Source organism: Streptococcus infantis (assembly GCF_047460825.1).
Taxonomy (GTDB): Bacteria; Bacillota; Bacilli; order Lactobacillales; family Streptococcaceae; genus Streptococcus; species Streptococcus infantis_V.
In genome coordinates this window covers 26,040-43,505 of the sequence record NZ_JASHFO010000016.1, presented here as the reverse complement: position 1 = coordinate 43,505, position 17,466 = coordinate 26,040, and the positions used below count along the sequence as shown (strand labels likewise).

The window sequence follows — 17,466 nt, the reverse complement described above, 5'->3', positions numbered from 1 at the left end:
CTCTTATTCAAGTGGGCTTTTATCTGTTTTATCATGGGAAGTACCTCCTTAACTATCAGTTTAGCACATAAAAAAAGAAACCCAAATACAGAATTGTATTTGAATTTCTTAACTTAATGACATTGAGGAGATTCCTCCTTCTTTTTTATTAGTTTTTGTCATTAGTTAAGAGCCATACTGATGTAGTTCAAGATGAACAAAGCATCCAAAATCCAAATCATGACATGCACATCTTTCACTTGACCTTTGACAACCTTCGTCAAAGTATAAGTTAAGAAACCAACGGCAATCCCTTGTGTGATTGAGTAGCTGAATCCCATAAAGATAGATGTGAAGAAAGCTGGAACAGCTTCAGCCATATCATCCCAAGGGATATTTTTCAAGTTAGAAAGCATCATAATTCCGACGATGATCAAAATTGGTGCAGTTGCAGCTGTTGGAACAATTGCTAGAAGTGGGCTAAAGAAGCTTGATAGGGCAAAACAGATGGCAACAACCAAAGCTGTCAAACCAGTACGTCCACCAGCACCGATACCCGCTGCAGACTCAACATAAGTTGTAACGTTTGAAGTACCTGCAATGGCACCTACTGAAGTTGCCACCAAGTCAGAGTAAAGAGCCTTATCCAACTTAGCTGACTCATGGTTTTCACCACTTGTTGCAATGATACCAACTTTTTCACCAGTACCGATAAGAGTACCGATAGTATCAAAAATATCTGTCAATGAGAAGGCAAGAATGGCCATCAAGGTTTCTGGCAAACGAGAAGTGTTTGAAATCAGAGATCCCAATCCTTCTGAACCAAGAGCAGCTCCAAACAAGGTTCCTAGGTCGTTAACGGCTGATGAAAGATTATTGCTTGCAAAGTCAATGCTAGACAAATCAACAAGACCAACAGCAATCGCAAGAACTGTCGTTGTCAAAATAGAAAGGATGATACCACCTTTGATCCCCTTAACAACGAAGAAGATAGTAATGGCAAGACCTGCAAGAGCTACCAAGACAGCTGGAGTGTTGAAGTCTACCAATCCTGGAACAGCTGCTGAGTTTGCAGTAAGTGCTGCTTGAGCCTTATCTGCTCCTTCACCTGCTACTGTATAGGTACCTGGGTCAATCGAAAATTTCAAGAGACCAGCATTCTTAATCCCAACATAAGCAAGGAAAACCCCAATACCAGCTGAAATCGCTGAACGAAGAGTTGTAGGAATAGATTCGATGATCATTTTACGAACATTGGTCAATGTAATAATCAATGAAATAATCCCACAGATGAAGACCATTCCAAGGGCTTCTTGCCATTTATAACCCATCCCAAATACGACGGTAAATGTGAAGAAGGCATTTAGTCCCATACCTGGAGCTTGCGCATATGGCAAGTTAGCATAGAAGGCCATCATCAAAGTTCCCACAACAGAACCGATAATTGTCGCCAAGAATACACCCTGAACAGGCATTCCTGTTTGTGAAAGCATTTGAGGGTTTACAAAGAGAATATAACTCATTGCAAAGAAAGTTGTTAAACCAGCAAGAACCTCTGTACGGACATCTGTCCCGTGCTCTTTTAGTTTAAATAGTTTGTCCATTTTTAATCTCCTTTGTCATTTTACGAACAATACTACCATTATATCACCAATCATTCATCTTTTCAAGATGTTTTTTCTAATTTTAAAAATTCTTATGAGATATTATTGTCTCTATTTTCGCTTATTATCAGCTTTTCTAGTCACTTTCTGATATAATAGAAAACATCTTATCTGAAACTAGATTCGGGAGGATTTTATGACTAAAAAAATGATTGCCGTCGATTTGGACGGAACCTTGCTCAACTCTGAAAGCAAACTTTCTGATTTTACTATTGAAACGATTAAGAAAATTTCTAAAAAAGGCCACCAAGTTGTTATCGCAACTGGTCGCCCTTACCGTATGGCCAAAGATTTTTATGATCAACTTGAACTTGAAACCCCTATGATCAACTTCAACGGTTCACTCACTCACCTACCAGGTAAGACTTGGAAACATGAAAAGTGTCTGACTGTGGACAAAAAATACCTCTTGGATATCGTGAAACGAAAAGAGGATATTGAGGCAGACTTTATCGCAGGTGAATACCGTAAAAAGTTTTACATTACAGCACCAGACAAAGAAATTGCCAACCCTAAATTATTTGGTGTTGAAAACTTTCGCCCAGAAAATCAATTCCAGTCTGAATTAGTGACCAAGGGCCCTAACTGTATTTTATTACAAACTAGGGCAGACGATAAATATGCACTGGCTGAAGAGATGAACAACTTCTACAAGCACCAACTCAATATTAATACTTGGGGTGGCCCCTTAAATATCCTTGAATGCACTCCCAAAGGAGTTCACAAGGCCTTTGCCCTTGAATATCTTCTCAATGTCATGAACATAGACAAACAGAATTTAATTGCCTTTGGTGACGAACATAATGACCAAGAGATGCTTTCTTTTGCAGGTAAAGGCTATGCCATGAAAAACGCAAATCCTGCTCTGTTACCATTCGCAGACGAGCAATTACCATTGACCAACGAAGAAGATGGCGTCGCTCAGTTTTTACAAGAACGATTTCTTTAATTTCACTCATTCTATACTTTTTGGTAGACATTAGCTACCTTAAAAGTATGGAATTTTTTTGATTCAAAGTTAACGAAAAAGGATTTAAATCCGTCTTTTACAGATCCAAATCCTTACAGAATATCTATTTTTTTAAGACAATACGATCAGAAACGCCGCGGCCCATGTCATCAATAATAATCTGGTTCTCTTCTGCCACATAAATCTTGACATCATCACCGATGATGACTTTCTGATTTTCTGGTTCGAAGGTCACCTTCTTAACCTCTTGATCTCCGTCCGCTTCAACTTCTGTCCACGTTCCGGTATTTCCAGTAACTACAAGAGTAATGCTATCATCCTCGTCTTGTCCCTTGTAGGTCCCATCTATATTAGTAGTCGTGTCAGTCTTTGCACTAGTAGTAGAACTAGAAGCACTGGTTTCTGACACTTGACTAGTGCTTGCCTCAGAGCTAGTGCTTGCTTGGGATGAAGGTGTCGATTTAGCTGTTGACGAACAAGCAACTAAAAGACTAAGACTTGCCACAGTAGCAAGAGAAAGTGTAATTTTTTTTAGTGACATAATGTCTCCTTTCTTTCAGGAGCTAAGGCAGAAAAACTGCAGAACTATTCCACTTATACTATATCAAATAAAGGAAACAAGGTCAATCAAGCAACTATGTTTTTATAAGGTAGGCACGAACTTCAGATATAAAATAGAGGGAACCTGTAACAAACAGTAAGTCTTTCTCCCCTGCAGACTTTTCAAAATCATCTATAAAGTCTCGATAGGAAGCAACTCTATGATAGCCGCTCAAATCCTGCTCCTCCAAAGATCCCTGATAGTCAAAACTCGTCACATAGAGAGCTGTATCAGGTAAATGATCTGTCAAATAACCAAGCATGCCACTGTAATCTTTACGCTTTAAAGCTCCAAAAAGGATTTGAGGTTGATAACCTTGCTGAATTTTTTCCTGGATAAATTCAACCAATCGTTCTAAAGCCGGTAGATTATGGGCACCATCTAAATAAATATGCTCCGTCACAGCTTCTAGACGCCCAGCCCAGCTGGTTGTTTTCAGAGCACACCGGACAACTTCCTCATTGATCTTTTCACCTCTCTCTGTCATAAACAACAGAAATGCCTGCAAGGCAAGGGCGGCATTTTCCTCTTGATAAGCTCCTTCCAAACCCAGTTTTAGTCGGGACAAGTCCGCAAGAGAAGAAGAAAAATCTCCTAATTTGAAAGAAAAATCTTGGTCAGCTTGGTAGAGAGTGACATCTAAATCTTCTGCTATCTTTTGACAAACGAGCTGGGCTTCAGGAGTTAAGTTTGCAATCACTGCTGCTCTTTCTGGCTTAAAAATTCCTGCTTTCTGTTCAGCGATTTCTTCCAGACTATTGCCCAAGGTCTCCTGGTGATCTAGGCCGATTGATGTAATAACTGCGATCTCTCCAGTCACCACATTGGTCGTGTCAAGCAAGCCGCCAATTCCAACTTCTAATAGAACTAGATCCACCCCTTGTTCTTTAAAATAAAGCAAAGCAATCACGGTTAACAACTCAAAAAAAGATAGCTGATCGTGGGTTTCTAGAAGTCTTTGCTCCATTTCCTTAACTTGATTTGCTAAACGAATAAAGTCTGCGTCCGATATGGGTTGACCATTGATACAAATCCGATCATGAATGCTAACAATGTGGGGCGAAGTAAAGGTCCCCACCTTCTTACCATGAGAAACAAAGAGCTCTCTCATAAAGGCGATGGTTGAACCCTTTCCATTTGTCCCTGTCACATGGATAATAGGATAGGCTTGCTCAGGGTTCCCCAGCAAGTCTATCGCTCTCTGCATCCGCCCCAAACCTGATCTGAAATTCAAGCCAATCCGACTATGAAGCCATTTTTCTACTTCAAACACGCTTAATCTCCTTAATCCTTAACAAAAAAGCGAAGATTCTCTTCGCTTTTTACTTCATTAGCTAGTATTTAATTCTAGTATGGGAGAAAAATGTCCCCCGGACGTTCCAACTCTCCCTAGTTTCTAGGAGTTGGGCTAAAAACGTTCCCCGGAATTACCAGTTCTTTCTTATTTCAAGGAACTGGGCTGATACAGTCTCCCAGACTTACTTACGGTCTTTATTTTTAGCGTAAGGGTAAAAATGTTCACTGGAATTACCAGTTCTCTCTTATTTCAAGGAACTGGGCTAAAAACATCCACTGGATGTTTTTACTCCTCCATAAAGCTGTTGAAGACTTCTTCAATCATGTTCCATTCATCTTCTGAATCTTCAGGGATTGGTTGCAATTCGCCTTCTGTTCCATCTTCATTTTCGATGAATGAATAAGCTTGAATTTCAACTTCGCCGTTTTCATCTTCTTCTGCATTAACTGGTACAAGAAGGACATAGTTTTTACCAAATTCTTCTTTTCCGTCAATAGTCAAAAGGATTTCAAACAAAGTTTCGTTTCCTTGCTCATCTACAAGTGTAATAAGTTCACGTTCTTCGTGATCGTGGTTGTGATCGTGTGACATAGTTTCTCCTCTGTCTTAAAATTTTCTATCTAAATAATTTTGCAAAATCAATTGAGCAGCTAGTTTATCAATAACTTTTTTACGCTTATTGCGACTAATATCCGCTTGCTCAATCAACATACGCTCTGCAGCGACCGTAGTTAGGCGTTCATCTTGATACTCTACTGGTAGACCAAAGAGTTCTTCTAGTTTGGCTCCATAGGCTTGACTAGCTTCCACGCGCGGTCCGCTGGTATTGTTCATGTTTTTAGGCAAACCAACAACAAAACGGTCTACCTTATAGGTTTCAACGAGTTCCTTGAGGCGCTCAAAACCAAACTGACCTTGATCTTCATTGATTTGGATGATTTCAAGTCCTTGTGCCGTAAAACCTAACGGATCGCTAATCGCTACTCCTACCGTTTTGGAACCAACGTCCAATCCCATAATTCTCATAGATTATAGATCGACTCCTTGTCCTTTAAGGTAGTAGCGAACCAGTTCTTCAACGATTTCATCTCGCTCATACTTACGGATTTGATTTCGTGCATTGTTATAACGAGGAACGTAAGCTGGGTCTCCACTGAGAACATAGCCCACGATCTGGTTAATAGGGTTATAGCCCTTTTCATTCAAAGAAGCATAGACATCTGTCAATGTTTCACTGATTTCTTTTTTATTGGAATCATCCAATTTAAAACGTACGGTTTCTTCAGTAAATCCCATTCTAACACCCTCTTTCCTTAGAATAGTACTATTATAGCACATTCACGGTCGTTCTACAAATCACACAGTCTGATTCTGCTGATTTTCTCTGACTTTTTACTGGACTGTTGCCCCATTTGCAACACGATTAGCAATATAGTCCTCTGGTTCGTTTTTCAATAGATTTTCCAGTCCAACATTCTTCAAGTATTCGTTTTCACTTGCTTTTTTAATATCCATCGTTTGGAAATCATAGCTCGTCTTGGTTTCCATTTCTTTCTCATTTAAAAGAGTCGTTTCAATGGTAAATCCTGAAATTTTTCGAGCCGCTTGAACAGACTCATCCTTGTCCTCAGCTTCTTTAAGAGCTTTTTTAGCTTCATCTAATCCACGCTCAGAAATATAATTTTTTAAATCTTCTGATACAGGACGTTTCTGCTGAATGGTCAAGCTTAAAAATTGATTGCCTTTGTAGGTAATGATTTGAGTTTGCTGTGCTCCACTCTCATCAGCTGGCAACACCAAGGTCTTGGTCACAACTGTATTCTTGGTTGCATTTTCTAATACGGGCAAGGTAGACTGTAGGGCTTCTTGAGAACTCTCAGTAGTTGAAGTTGCTGTTTCTTTTTTCTGACCACATCCAACGAGCAAAAATAGTGCTGCGAATGCTCCAATGACTAACTTTTTCATAAATCCTCACATGTTATCCAATTTAAATATTAGAGAAGGCCAGGAGTCACTCCCAGCCTTGATGCTTTATAGAGCCGCACGTAAACGCGCCTCTGCATTTTCCACATTACGGACAGAGCGTGGCAAGAAGGCACGGATATCGTCTTCTTTATAGCCGACTTGTAGGCGTTTCTCATCTACAAGAATCGGACTTTTCAAGATACGTGGTGTTTCCATGATTAGGTTGAGCACTTCATTGACACTCAAATCTTCGATATCAACACCAAGGGCCTTTGCATAACGATTTTTCGATGATACGATACTTGCAATTCCATTGTCTGTTTTTGTCAAAATATCAAGTAGTTCTTCTCTCGTGATTCCTTCCTTACCGAGGTTTTGTTCTTTATAACTTAACTGGTGGGCATTGAGCCAGGTCTTCGCTTTTTTACAGCTAGTACAACTTGAGACTGTATAAATTTTGATCATGTACCTACCCCTTTCGCTACATGTTACTATCAGTTTAGACTATTATACCATAAAAAACATCGGACTTGCGACCTATTTTAAAAAAATTTTAACTTTTTTGGCAATTTTTGAACTTTTTTCTTGACAAAACACGAACTATAACCATTCTTTATATTTCTTAATGTAAAATTTCTTAATAACTGTAACGCTAAACATATACAAGAAAATAATACAGATTAAGAACAAGAAGTAAGGAAGTCCTAAGGGTGCTAGACGAAGAATATTTACCAGTGGTCCATAGGGTAGACTGGTTACGAAAAAGGCTGCAATCAGAGTCATCAAAATCACAAGCCAAGCTGGTCTGCTTTGTACAAAAGGAACTTTTGCTGTACGAAGCATATGGATGACCATGGTTTGAGACCACATAGATTCGATGAACCATCCTGTTTGGAACAAGATAATAAACTGAAGGGCAGATTCAGATCCATGAACATAATGATGACCTGTTACCAAAGGAACAATGATAAAGTAGAGGAAGATAAATGTCAAAATATCAAAGACAGATGAGATTGGACCCATCCAAACCATAAATCGCGTAATGGATTTTGCTTCCCATGTATGGGGTTGTTTAAGGAAGTCTTGATCCACATTATCAAATGGCAATGCCACACAAGACAAATCATAGACAAGATTTAGGACAATGAGATGAACAGGAGCCATTGGTAAAAATGGTAAGAAAATACTCGCAACAAGGAGTGAGAAGATATTCCCAAAGTTTGAACTGACGGTCATCTTGATGTACTTGGTCATATTGGCGTAGACCTTACGGCCCTCAACAATACCAGTCTCAAGAACCATGAGATCCTTGTCTAGCAAAATAACATCCGCTGTTTCCTTAGCGATATCGACTGCTGTATCTACAGAAATTCCAACATCAGCCACCTTCATGGATGGAGCGTCGTTGATTCCATCTCCCATATAACCAACGGCATGACCATTTTTCTTTAACTGTAAAATGATACGAGCTTTTTGATCAGGAGACAATTTAGCAAATACTGTTACACTTTCAACCGCTTCTGCCAATTCTTGGTCAGTCATTTTGTCGATATCAGCCCCTAAGAGCATATGCTCAACGTCCAAACCAACCTTTTCACAGATGGCTTGGGTTACTTTTTCATTATCCCCAGTTAAAATTTTTGTTTTGACACCATGCTCAAGCAGAGCTTGAATAGCAGGTGCTGCAGATGGTTTTGGTGGATCCAAAAAGGCAAGGTAACCCGTAAGGATCATGTCACTTTCATCAGTCACAGCATAGGCATAGTCTTCACGTAGACCTGACTTGTAACCAACACCTAAGACACGCAAACCTTGACGGTTTAATTGACCAACTTCTGCCAACACTTCTTGACGAATGTCTTCAGTAAGAGGGATGACTTCTCCACGGTACTCCACATGTGTCGAAATGTTCAACATTTCTTCTAAAGCACCCTTGGTAACCATACTAACAACATTGCTATCGTCTTTGACAATGACACTCATGCGTCTGCGCTCAAAGTCAAATGGAAGCTCGTCGATTTTTTGGAAACTAGTATCTAAATTTTGTAGGATAGCGTGTTCTTTGGCCTCTTTTTCAGTTCTACTGATGATAGCACGGTCCATCAAGTTTTTCAAACCTGTTTGGAAATGTGAATTTAGATAGGCTCTTCTTAAGACTGCCATATCCAAATCGCCATGGATATCTAATGGGTATTCTAAAACAATCTCATCTTGCGTTAAAGTTCCAGTTTTGTCCGTACATAGGATATCGATTGCTCCTAAGTCCTGGATAGCATTGAGTTTTTTGATGACCACTTTTTCCTTGGCCATGATAATGGAACCTTTGGCCAAGCTGGCTGTAATAATCATTGGTAGCATTTCTGGTGTAAGTCCAACACCAACGCTCAAGGCAAAAACTCCAGCCTCTAGCCAGTCTCCGTCGGTCAAACCATTTGCGAAAAACACAATTGGAACCATGATAAGCATCAAGCGGATCAAGAGCCAAGAAATGCTGTTCATTTCACGTTCAAAAGAAGTTGGTTCATCATAGGTATTGAGGGTTTGCTCAATGGCCCCCATCATGGTGTCATCACCAACTGCTAGAACCATAGCTGTAGCACTGCCTGAGATAACGTTTGTCCCCATGAATGCCAAAGATTCTGCTTCTAGTAGGCTATCTACATTTTGATTGGTGGCTTTATTTAAAGCAAGCTTTTCGACTGCATCACTTTCTCCAGTCAAACCTGACTGTTGAACAAAAAAGTCTCGTGATTCAAATAAGATGACATCTGCTGGAATCATATCTCCAGCGCTCAATTTCACGAGGTCTCCAACAACCAAGTCATCGATGGGTAACTCTTGTTCAAGACCATCGCGAATAACAGTTGCTGTATTGACAATCATTTTTGAAAGATTGGTTGTTGCCTTGTCACTCCGCAATTCTTGGACAAAACGGATGCCTCCTGAAATCAAAACCAAGACAACAATAATGATAGAGGTTGTCGGGTCCTCTTGACCAGGTTTGGCAAGCCAGACGTTTGTAACGAGAGAGATAAAGGCAATCACAAGCAAAATGATTGTGAAAGGATTGATAATGGACTCATAAATCTTTTTAAAGATGGAATCCTCTTGACCCTTTGTGATGGTGTTTTCACCATATAGGTCACGGTTTTCTTCGACTTGTTCTGAATCTAAGCCTTTTAGACTTGTATGGTAAAAAGCTAGACTTTCTTTGAATGGAGTTTGAATAGCTGTTGCTAGTCTTTCTTTTGTAGTTTTCATTGGTTTCTCCTATCTATATGAATAGTGATTTCATACACAGGGACCAATCACTTTATAAGGACAGAACGACACAAATCAGCGATTGGCTGTGTATGTGCGGTTCTGGATGATCGTCAATTTGCATCGTTTGTCTCCTTTCTTTGTTTTAAAACAGCAGAAAGTCCTGCCATAAAATGGCAGGACTAAAAAACTTATTGTCTGTTTTCGTTCAAGCTTTAACTCCATAGGGCGATGTAATGAGCTTAGTCTTGACCTTCGCGACCAGGACTGTTGACCAACGAGTAGTGTCTCCACTGTTTTGCGGTAGTCATCCGTATCCCTATGGTAGCCTCACCTACCGTTTTCGCCTTTCAGTATAAACCTTTAACTAGTAAAAGTCAACGATTTATCTCATTTTTCTTAGATTACGATTAATTCTTTTGGAGCAAGGGTTAATAACTCACAACCTGTATCTGTAATCAAGATATCATCTTCGATACGAACTCCGTATTTCCCTTCAATATAAATACCAGGTTCATCAGTCAAGACCATTCCAGATTTAATAACTTCTTTGGAAGTTTGGCTAAAGTAAGGTTCTTCGTGGATATCAAGTCCAATACCGTGCCCGATACCGTGTGTAAAGTATTCTCCATAGCCTGCTTCCACAATAATATCACGAGGGATTTTATCAAAATCACGGAAACCTAAGCCATCCTTAGCTTGGTCAATCAGAGCTTGGTTAGCCTTCAAAACGGTGTTGTAGATTTCTGCTTGTTCGTCGCTGGCATGACCTAGGTAGATGGTACGTGTCATATCACTGACATAGTGGTCATAAAGGCACCCAAAATCCATAGTGATTGCTTCGCCTAGTTCTACTGGCTTGTGCATTGGGTGAGCATGGGGTTTAGAAGAATTGATACCACTCGCTAGGATGGTATCAAAAGACAAACCAGCAGCGCCTAATTCACGCATACGGAAGTCCAGGAAGTTGGCAATTTCAATTTCTGTCTTACCTGGCTTGATAAAGTCAAGAGCATCGTGGAAAGCTTGGTCTGAGATGGAACAAGCCTTACGAATAGTCGCAATCTCTGTCTCATCCTTAATCATACGAAGGGCTTCAACAAACTGTGTCTGTGGAACTAGTTCTAAACCTTCAAAGGCGGTTTGCATGCGATGATAATAAGAAACTGAAATCTCATCTTCAAATCCGATACGAGAAAGGCCCATATCTTTTGCAATCTTTGCGATAGTTGCCAACTCATCACGTTCTGCAAAAATCTCAAAGCCAGTAACTTCTTGCTTGGCAGCGATAATATAGCGAGCATCTGTCACTAAGACCTGACGGTCACGGCTGATGAAGACCGTTCCATTTGAACCCCAAAATCCTGTCAAATAGTAGACATTTTTAAGATTATTAATAATGATACCATCTAGTTCTTTTTCTTGCATTTTATCTAAAAATGCTTGCACACGTTTATTCATGATGTAACTTTCCTTTCAAATACTGTCCTGTATAGCTAGCTTCATTGGCAGCTACTTCTTCTGGAGTTCCTGTTGCGATAATAGTACCACCGCCAACACCACCTTCTGGTCCTAGGTCGATAATATGGTCTGCTGTTTTGATGACATCCAGATTGTGCTCAATGACGAGAACTGTATTGCCATCATCGACAAAGCGGGACAAAACGGTGAGTAGACGAGCGATGTCCTCAGTATGCAACCCAGTCGTTGGCTCATCTAGAATGTAGAAGGACTTACCGGTCGAACGCTTGTGGAGTTCACTAGCCAGCTTCATACGCTGGGCCTCCCCTCCAGAAAGTGTCGTAGCTGGTTGTCCCAAGGTCACATAACCTAGACCAACATCTTTGATAGTCTGGAGTTTGCGTTGAATTTTCGGAATGTGTTTGAAAAATTCAACCGCATCGTTGACGGTCATATCCAAGACTTGCGAGATATTCTTTTCCTTGTAGTGAACTTCTAGAGTTTCACTGTTGTAGCGAGTCCCATGACAGACTTCGCAGGCTACGTAAACATCTGGCAAGAAGTGCATTTCAATCTTGATAATCCCATCACCCGAGCAGGCCTCACAGCGACCACCCTTGACATTGAAACTGAAGCGACCCTTTTTGTAGCCACGAATCTTGGCTTCATTGGTCTGAGCAAAGAGGTCTCGAATGTCATCAAAGACACCTGTATAGGTCGCAGGATTAGACCTCGGTGTTCGTCCAATTGGACTCTGGTCAATGTCTATCAGACGATCGATATGCTCGATTCCTGTAATGGATTTAAACTTACCAGGCTTGTCTGAATTGCGATTGAGCTTTTGTGCAATAGCCTTTTTGAGGATGCTATTAATCAAGGTAGACTTCCCTGAACCAGATACCCCTGTCACCGCAATGAATTTTCCTAGTGGGAAACGAACGGTGATGTTTTGCAAGTTGTTCTCACGCGCGCCTATCACTTCGATAAAGCGTCCATTTCCTACACGACGTTCTGACGGCACTGGAATCGCGCGTTTCCCTGACAGATACTGTCCTGTAATGGATTTGCTGTTGCGAGCTACCTGTTTAGGCGTTCCTGCAGCAACAATTTCTCCACCAAAGACACCTGCACCAGGGCCAACGTCAATCAGATAATCAGCTTCTCGCATAGTATCTTCATCGTGTTCCACCACGATCAAGGTATTCCCCAAGTCACGCATCTTTTTCAGGCTGGCAATCAGGCGGTCATTGTCCCTCTGGTGAAGACCGATGGATGGCTCATCAAGGATATAGAGAACTCCTGAGAGATTGGAACCAATCTGGGTCGCCAAACGAATACGTTGACTCTCCCCACCTGATAGGGTTCCTGCCGAGCGGGATAACGTTAAATAGTTAAGACCCACGTTATTGAGGAAGGTCAAGCGGTCCTTGATTTCCTTCAGGATAGGACGAGCGATAATAGCCTCATTTTCAGATAGGGTTAGCTGGTCAATAACTTCCAAATGGTCTGCGATGGAGAGGTCTGAAATTTCTCCGATATGGAGTCCTTTCTCTCCTCCTACACGAACAGACAAGGCTTGGTCATTGAGACGATAACCATGACAGGTGCCACAAGTCAGCTCGTTCATATAGAGACGCATTTGTGTACGAGTGTAGTCGCTATTTGTTTCATGATAGCGACGCTTGATATTTCCAAGCACTCCTTCAAATGGAATATCGATATCACGAACTCCACCAAATTCATTTTCATAGTGGAAATGGAATTCTTTCCCATCTGAACCATAAAAAATGTGATGTTTATCCTCCTCAGACAAGTCCTCAAAAGGCGTATCCATATCCACTCCAAAGGCTGTCATGGCTTGTTCCAGCATATTTGGATAATAGTTAGAAGAGATAGGGTTCCAAGGCGCTAAGGCTCCCTCACGAAGAGTCTTGCTAGCATCTGGTACGACTAAGTCCGTATCAACCTCTAGCTTGATTCCCAAACCGTCACACTCACTACAGGAGCCAAATGGTGCATTGAAGGAGAAAAGACGAGGTTCTAGTTCCGGAACTGTAAAGCCGCAAACTGGACAAGCATAGTGTTCTGAGAAAAGCAACTCTGAATCATCCATAGTATCAATAACGACATAACCTTCAGCGATACGGAGAGCTGCTTCAATTGAATCAAAGAGACGACTACGGATACCTTCCTTGATGATGATACGGTCTACTACCACGTCAATGTTGTGTTGCTTATTCTTTTCAAGTTCAGGAACTTCAGTCACGTCGTAGACAACTCCATCGACACGGACACGGACGTAACCATCCTTTTGAATCTTTTCGATCAGCGTCTTGTGTTGCCCCTTTTTCTTACGAATAACAGGAGCCAAAATCTGCAGACGCTGGCGCTCTGGTAATTCCAAAACCTTATCTACGATCTGTTCGACAGACGAAGCCTTGATAGCCCCATGTCCATTGATACAGTAGGGTGTCCCTACACGAGCATAGAGGAGACGTAGATAATCGTTGATTTCCGTCGTTGTTCCAACCGTCGAACGAGGATTTTTACTGGTTGTTTTCTGGTCAATGGAAATGGCAGGGCTGAGACCATCGATAGAATCTACATCTGGCTTTTCCATATTGCCCAAGAACTGACGAGCATAGGCGGACAGACTTTCAACGTAGCGACGTTGCCCTTCTGCATAAAGGGTATCAAAGGCCAAACTAGATTTTCCTGATCCAGATAGTCCCGTCACCACAACTAGCTTGTCACGCGGAATTTCCACATCTATATTTTTTAAATTATGGGCGCGTGCCCCATGGATGACAATCTTATCTTGCATATTACTTCTTTCTAGTTCATTGTTGCTTTCCATTATACCAAAAAAAGTGAAATTCTATTACCAAAAAAGCCGAATTTATAGTATAATAGTACGGTGTCAAAAATCACTGAAACACGGATTAGATTAGGAAAGGATAGGAGATATGAAGCAAGTCTTTCTCTCAACTACAACTGAATTTAAAGAGATCGATACGCTCCAGCCGGGCACTTGGATCAATCTCGTCAATCCTACTCAAAGCGAATCGATGGAAATCGCCTCGGCCTTTGATATTGATATAGCTGACCTCCGTGCACCACTCGATGCGGAAGAGATGTCTCGTATTACTATCGAAGATGAGTACACCTTGATTATCGTGGACGTCCCAATCACAGAAGAAAGAAATAATCAAACCTACTATGTGACTATTCCCTTGGGGATTATCATCACAGAAGAGGCTATCATCACCACCTGCTTGGAGCCTCTACCACTTCTTGATGTCTTTATCAATCGTAGGCTTCGAAATTTCTATACCTTCATGCGTTCGCGCTTCATCTTCCAGATTCTCTACCGTAATGCTGAGATTTACCTAACTGCCCTCCGTTCTATCGAACGTAAGAGTGAGCAGATTGAAAGTCAACTTCATCAATCTACTCGAAACGAAGAATTGATTGAGCTTATGGAATTGGAAAAGACCATCGTCTACTTCAAAGCTTCACTTAAGACAAATGAGCGCGTGATTAAAAAATTGACCAGCGCAACTAGTAACATCAAGAAATATCTCGAAGACGAAGACTTACTGGAAGATACCTTGATTGAAACGCAACAGGCCATCGAGATGGCGGACATCTATGGAAACGTCCTTCACTCTATGACAGAGACCTTTGCTTCTATCATTTCAAACAACCAGAACAATATCATGAAAACCTTGGCACTTGTGACCATCGTTATGTCCATCCCGACCATGATTTTCTCAGCTTACGGAATGAACTTTAAGGATAATGAAATCCCTTTAAACGGAGAACCGCATGCTTTCTGGCTCATCGTCTTTATCGCCTTTGCTATGAGTGTTTCTCTCACTCTTTACCTCATCCATAAAAAATGGTTCTAAACAGGAGTTATTATGTCACAGATTGATTTAAAAGAATTAACCAAGAAAAACCAAGAATTTATCCACATTGCAACCCAGCAATTTCTAAAGGACGGAAAAACAGATGCTGAAATCAAGGCTATACTTGAAGAAGTCATTCCTCATATCCTTGAAGAACAACCAAAGGGAGTGACTGCCCGCTCTATCTACGGAGCGCCAACTCACTGGGCTCACAGCTACACTGAGAAAGAACAATATGAAAAAGAGCATCCAAAAGAAAATGACGATCCAAAATTGATGATGTTGGATTCAGCCCTTTTCATTACAGGATTGTTTGCAGTAGTTAGTGCCTTGATGAGCTTCTTCTCAAACCAACCCGTTGCCTACGGATTGGTAACACTTATCAGTGTAGGGGCCTTTGGTGGAGTTGCCTTTTACCTTCTCTACCACTTCATCTACCGCTACTACGGACCAGATACTGACCGTAGCCAACGTCCTCCATTCTGGAAATCACTTTTGGTTATGTTAGCAACCATGTTTGCCTGGGTCTTCATCCTCTTCTTGAGTAACTTCCTTCCACAAGCCATCAACATCAGCCTACCACCTCTTGTTTTGATGGTTATCGGAGGAGCTCTCCTTGCCCTACGTTTCTACCTCAAAAAACGTTTCAACATCAAGAGCGCAAGTGCAGGACCTGCTAGATATTAAGATAAACAATGAAAGTAGTGTGTTTTGTAGACAGACTACTTTTTTTGTAGTTCCAAATCATTTATTGATTCGTCAAAATCATAAATAGACATTTTGTCTAAATTTACTTCAATGTAAAGTCTTCCCTTGGAATCCCGAGGTTTTATCCTTGAATCCAAGTTGTTTTTCTGTTATACTAATAAAATAATAAGGAGAAATATATATGACTAAACAGAGAATTAATCAAATTGTTGGTTCAATTGGTGCCTTTATTGGGATTATTGTATTTATAGCCTACATCCCCCAAATTTTTGCCAATTTACAAGGGAACAAAGCTCAACCATTCCAACCTTTATCTGCCGCAATCTCTTGCTTAATCTGGGTCATTTATGGATGGACAAAAGAGCCTAAGAAAGATTGGATTCTAATCATTCCAAACTCGGCCGGAGTTGTCCTTGGCGGACTGACCTTCCTTACTGCTCTATAAGAATGCAACTACTATAAAAAGCAACCACATCGAACGGTTGCTTTTTTACTACTTTCGTGATCTAAAAGCCATTTTCTGATTCTAATTCTTGTTGTTTCTCCTCATCTTTTGTGATACAATAGCATCAATTTATTTCTAGGAGGATGAGATATGGTTTCTACTATTGGTATTGTTAGTTTGTCTAGTGGCATTATCGGAGAAGACTTTGTCAAACACGAAGTGGACTTGGGTATTCAACGTCTCAAGGATCTAGGACTCAATCCTATCTTTTTGCCCCATTCGTTAAAAGGCTTAGACTTTATCAAGGACCATCCTGAAGCACGTGCGGAGGATTTGATGCAAGCCTTTTCTGATGATAGTATCGACATGATCCTATGCGCCATCGGTGGAGATGATACCTATCGTTTGTTGCCCTACCTTTTTGAAAATGACCAACTAGAAAAAGTTATCAAACAAAAGATTTTTCTTGGTTTCTCGGATACAACCATGAACCATCTCATGTTGCATAAACTAGGTGTTAAAACTTTTTATGGTCAATCCTTTTTAGCAGACATTTGTGAATTAGACAAAGAAATGTTAGCCTATAGCCTTCACTACTTTAAAGAATTGATTGAGACGGGAAGAATCTCAGAAATCCGCCCTAGTGACGTTTGGTATGAGGAACGAACTGACTTCAGTCCCAAAGCTCTAGGAACACCTCGTATCAATCATACAAATACTGGTTTTGACTTGTTACAAGGAAATGCCCAGTTCGAGGGAGAAATCCTCGGTGGTTGCCTCGAATCTCTCTACGATATCTTTGACAACTCTCGATACGCAGACAGCACGGAGCTCTGCCAAAAATACAAACTTTTCCCTGACTTGTCAGACTGGGAAGGAAAGATCCTCTTGCTAGAGACAAGCGAAGAAAAGCCTGAGCCAGAATATTTCAAAAAGATGTTGCAGACTTTAAAGGAAAATGGGATATTCGAGGTTATCAGTGGACTCTTGGTCGGAAAACCTATGGATGAAACTTTCTATGACGACTATAAAGAGGCACTATTGGATATCATTGACAGCAATATCCCGATTGTCTATAATCTGAATATCGGACACGCAACTCCAAGAGCGATCGTCCCCTTCGGAGTCCACGCCTATGTAGATGCAACGAAGCAAGTCATTCGCTTTGACTATAACAAAGAAAGCTGAGATGAATTTCTCAGCT

General features: G+C 40.9%; 16 protein-coding genes and 1 riboswitch. Of the genes, 5 read left to right on the top strand and 11 right to left on the bottom strand.

Going from position 1 to position 17,466, the window contains the following annotated elements:
- Nucleotides 1-161: 161 nt before the first annotated feature.
- A complete protein-coding gene (locus tag QM911_RS06185; RefSeq protein ID WP_000359239.1) occupies nucleotides 162-1,583 on the bottom strand; it encodes an NCS2 family permease in 1,422 nt (473 codons plus the stop codon).
- Between the two features lie 196 nt (nucleotides 1,584-1,779).
- Between QM911_RS06185 and QM911_RS06180 the strand changes: the two genes are divergently transcribed.
- Nucleotides 1,780-2,592 carry a Cof-type HAD-IIB family hydrolase gene (locus QM911_RS06180; RefSeq protein WP_414313429.1) on the top strand — a complete coding sequence of 271 codons (813 nt, stop codon included), beginning with the start codon at nucleotides 1,780-1,782 and terminating at the stop codon, nucleotides 2,590-2,592.
- A 124-nt stretch (nucleotides 2,593-2,716) separates the two neighbouring features.
- Here QM911_RS06180 and QM911_RS06175 read toward each other — a convergent pair whose 3' ends face one another.
- The 10 genes from QM911_RS06175 to uvrA all read right to left on the bottom strand — a co-directional run bounded on the left by QM911_RS06175 (nucleotide 2,717) and on the right by uvrA (nucleotide 14,022).
- Nucleotides 2,717-3,154: an SP_0198 family lipoprotein gene (locus QM911_RS06175; protein ID WP_414313428.1), complete on the bottom strand. Its 438-nt coding sequence runs from the start codon at nucleotides 3,152-3,154 to the stop codon at nucleotides 2,717-2,719.
- A 94-nt stretch (nucleotides 3,155-3,248) separates the two neighbouring features.
- Nucleotides 3,249-4,487, bottom strand: a complete 1,239-nt coding sequence (locus QM911_RS06170) for a bifunctional folylpolyglutamate synthase/dihydrofolate synthase (RefSeq protein WP_414313427.1) — start codon at nucleotides 4,485-4,487, stop codon at nucleotides 3,249-3,251.
- A 309-nt stretch (nucleotides 4,488-4,796) separates the two neighbouring features.
- Nucleotides 4,797-5,102 (bottom strand): DUF1292 domain-containing protein, encoded by a 306-nt coding sequence (locus tag QM911_RS06165; protein WP_000017624.1) that lies wholly within the window; start codon nucleotides 5,100-5,102, stop codon nucleotides 4,797-4,799.
- 15 nt (nucleotides 5,103-5,117) lie between these two features.
- Nucleotides 5,118-5,537: a Holliday junction resolvase RuvX gene (gene ruvX / locus QM911_RS06160; RefSeq protein WP_049502846.1), complete on the bottom strand. Its 420-nt coding sequence runs from the start codon at nucleotides 5,535-5,537 to the stop codon at nucleotides 5,118-5,120.
- 3 nt (nucleotides 5,538-5,540) lie between these two features.
- Complete coding sequence (locus QM911_RS06155) at nucleotides 5,541-5,807, bottom strand: IreB family regulatory phosphoprotein (RefSeq protein WP_000507060.1); 267 nt, start codon at nucleotides 5,805-5,807, stop codon at nucleotides 5,541-5,543.
- Between the two features lie 96 nt (nucleotides 5,808-5,903).
- Nucleotides 5,904-6,476 (bottom strand): SP0191 family lipoprotein, encoded by a 573-nt coding sequence (locus QM911_RS06150; protein ID WP_414313426.1) that lies wholly within the window; start codon nucleotides 6,474-6,476, stop codon nucleotides 5,904-5,906.
- A 66-nt stretch (nucleotides 6,477-6,542) separates the two neighbouring features.
- Nucleotides 6,543-6,941, bottom strand: coding sequence for a transcriptional regulator Spx (gene spx, locus QM911_RS06145; RefSeq protein ID WP_000591165.1), 399 nt, complete (start codon nucleotides 6,939-6,941; stop codon nucleotides 6,543-6,545).
- 135 nt (nucleotides 6,942-7,076) lie between these two features.
- A complete protein-coding gene (gene mgtA, locus QM911_RS06140; RefSeq protein ID WP_414313425.1) occupies nucleotides 7,077-9,737 on the bottom strand; it encodes a magnesium-translocating P-type ATPase in 2,661 nt (886 codons plus the stop codon).
- 192 nt (nucleotides 9,738-9,929) lie between these two features.
- Nucleotides 9,930-10,086: riboswitch (M-box (ykoK) riboswitch) on the bottom strand.
- A gap of 50 nt (nucleotides 10,087-10,136) precedes the next feature.
- On the bottom strand, nucleotides 10,137-11,198 hold the full coding sequence (locus tag QM911_RS06135; protein WP_006149592.1) for a M24 family metallopeptidase: 1,062 nt from the start codon (nucleotides 11,196-11,198) through the stop codon (nucleotides 10,137-10,139).
- Nucleotides 11,191-14,022 carry an excinuclease ABC subunit UvrA gene (gene uvrA, locus QM911_RS06130; protein ID WP_414313424.1) on the bottom strand — a complete coding sequence of 944 codons (2,832 nt, stop codon included), beginning with the start codon at nucleotides 14,020-14,022 and terminating at the stop codon, nucleotides 11,191-11,193. The genes QM911_RS06135 and uvrA overlap by 8 nt, the downstream gene beginning before the upstream one ends.
- Before the next feature lie 142 nt (nucleotides 14,023-14,164).
- On the opposite strand from uvrA, the gene QM911_RS06125 reads away from it, so the two are divergent.
- From QM911_RS06125 to QM911_RS06110, 4 genes are all read left to right on the top strand, one after another.
- Nucleotides 14,165-15,109 carry a magnesium transporter CorA family protein gene (locus QM911_RS06125; RefSeq protein WP_414313423.1) on the top strand — a complete coding sequence of 315 codons (945 nt, stop codon included), beginning with the start codon at nucleotides 14,165-14,167 and terminating at the stop codon, nucleotides 15,107-15,109.
- 12 nt (nucleotides 15,110-15,121) lie between these two features.
- Complete coding sequence (locus tag QM911_RS06120) at nucleotides 15,122-15,796, top strand: DUF1129 domain-containing protein (protein ID WP_414313422.1); 675 nt, start codon at nucleotides 15,122-15,124, stop codon at nucleotides 15,794-15,796.
- A 202-nt stretch (nucleotides 15,797-15,998) separates the two neighbouring features.
- Nucleotides 15,999-16,262: a SemiSWEET family transporter gene (locus QM911_RS06115; protein ID WP_000166358.1), complete on the top strand. Its 264-nt coding sequence runs from the start codon at nucleotides 15,999-16,001 to the stop codon at nucleotides 16,260-16,262.
- Nucleotides 16,263-16,412: 150 nt separating this feature from the next.
- On the top strand, nucleotides 16,413-17,450 hold the full coding sequence (locus QM911_RS06110; RefSeq protein ID WP_414313421.1) for a S66 family peptidase: 1,038 nt from the start codon (nucleotides 16,413-16,415) through the stop codon (nucleotides 17,448-17,450).
- Nucleotides 17,451-17,466: the final 16 nt, after the last annotated feature.

Coding starts and splice junctions, on each gene's coding strand:
- QM911_RS06155 (WP_000507060.1), bottom strand. CDS start 5,807: ATGGGATTTACTGAAGAAACCGTACGTTTTAAATTGGATGATTCCAAT.
- QM911_RS06175 (WP_414313428.1), bottom strand. CDS start 3,154: ATGTCACTAAAAAAAATTACACTTTCTCTTGCTACTGTGGCAAGTCTT.
- mgtA (WP_414313425.1), bottom strand. CDS start 9,737: ATGAAAACTACAAAAGAAAGACTAGCAACAGCTATTCAAACTCCATTC.
- QM911_RS06180 (WP_414313429.1), top strand. CDS start 1,780: ATGACTAAAAAAATGATTGCCGTCGATTTGGACGGAACCTTGCTCAAC.
- ruvX (WP_049502846.1), bottom strand. CDS start 5,537: ATGAGAATTATGGGATTGGACGTTGGTTCCAAAACGGTAGGAGTAGCG.
- QM911_RS06110 (WP_414313421.1), top strand. CDS start 16,413: ATGGTTTCTACTATTGGTATTGTTAGTTTGTCTAGTGGCATTATCGGA.
- QM911_RS06165 (WP_000017624.1), bottom strand. CDS start 5,102: ATGTCACACGATCACAACCACGATCACGAAGAACGTGAACTTATTACA.
- uvrA (WP_414313424.1), bottom strand. CDS start 14,022: ATGCAAGATAAGATTGTCATCCATGGGGCACGCGCCCATAATTTAAAA.
- spx (WP_000591165.1), bottom strand. CDS start 6,941: ATGATCAAAATTTATACAGTCTCAAGTTGTACTAGCTGTAAAAAAGCG.
- QM911_RS06135 (WP_006149592.1), bottom strand. CDS start 11,198: ATGAATAAACGTGTGCAAGCATTTTTAGATAAAATGCAAGAAAAAGAA.
- QM911_RS06120 (WP_414313422.1), top strand. CDS start 15,122: ATGTCACAGATTGATTTAAAAGAATTAACCAAGAAAAACCAAGAATTT.
- QM911_RS06185 (WP_000359239.1), bottom strand. CDS start 1,583: ATGGACAAACTATTTAAACTAAAAGAGCACGGGACAGATGTCCGTACA.
- QM911_RS06150 (WP_414313426.1), bottom strand. CDS start 6,476: ATGAAAAAGTTAGTCATTGGAGCATTCGCAGCACTATTTTTGCTCGTT.
- QM911_RS06115 (WP_000166358.1), top strand. CDS start 15,999: ATGACTAAACAGAGAATTAATCAAATTGTTGGTTCAATTGGTGCCTTT.
- QM911_RS06125 (WP_414313423.1), top strand. CDS start 14,165: ATGAAGCAAGTCTTTCTCTCAACTACAACTGAATTTAAAGAGATCGAT.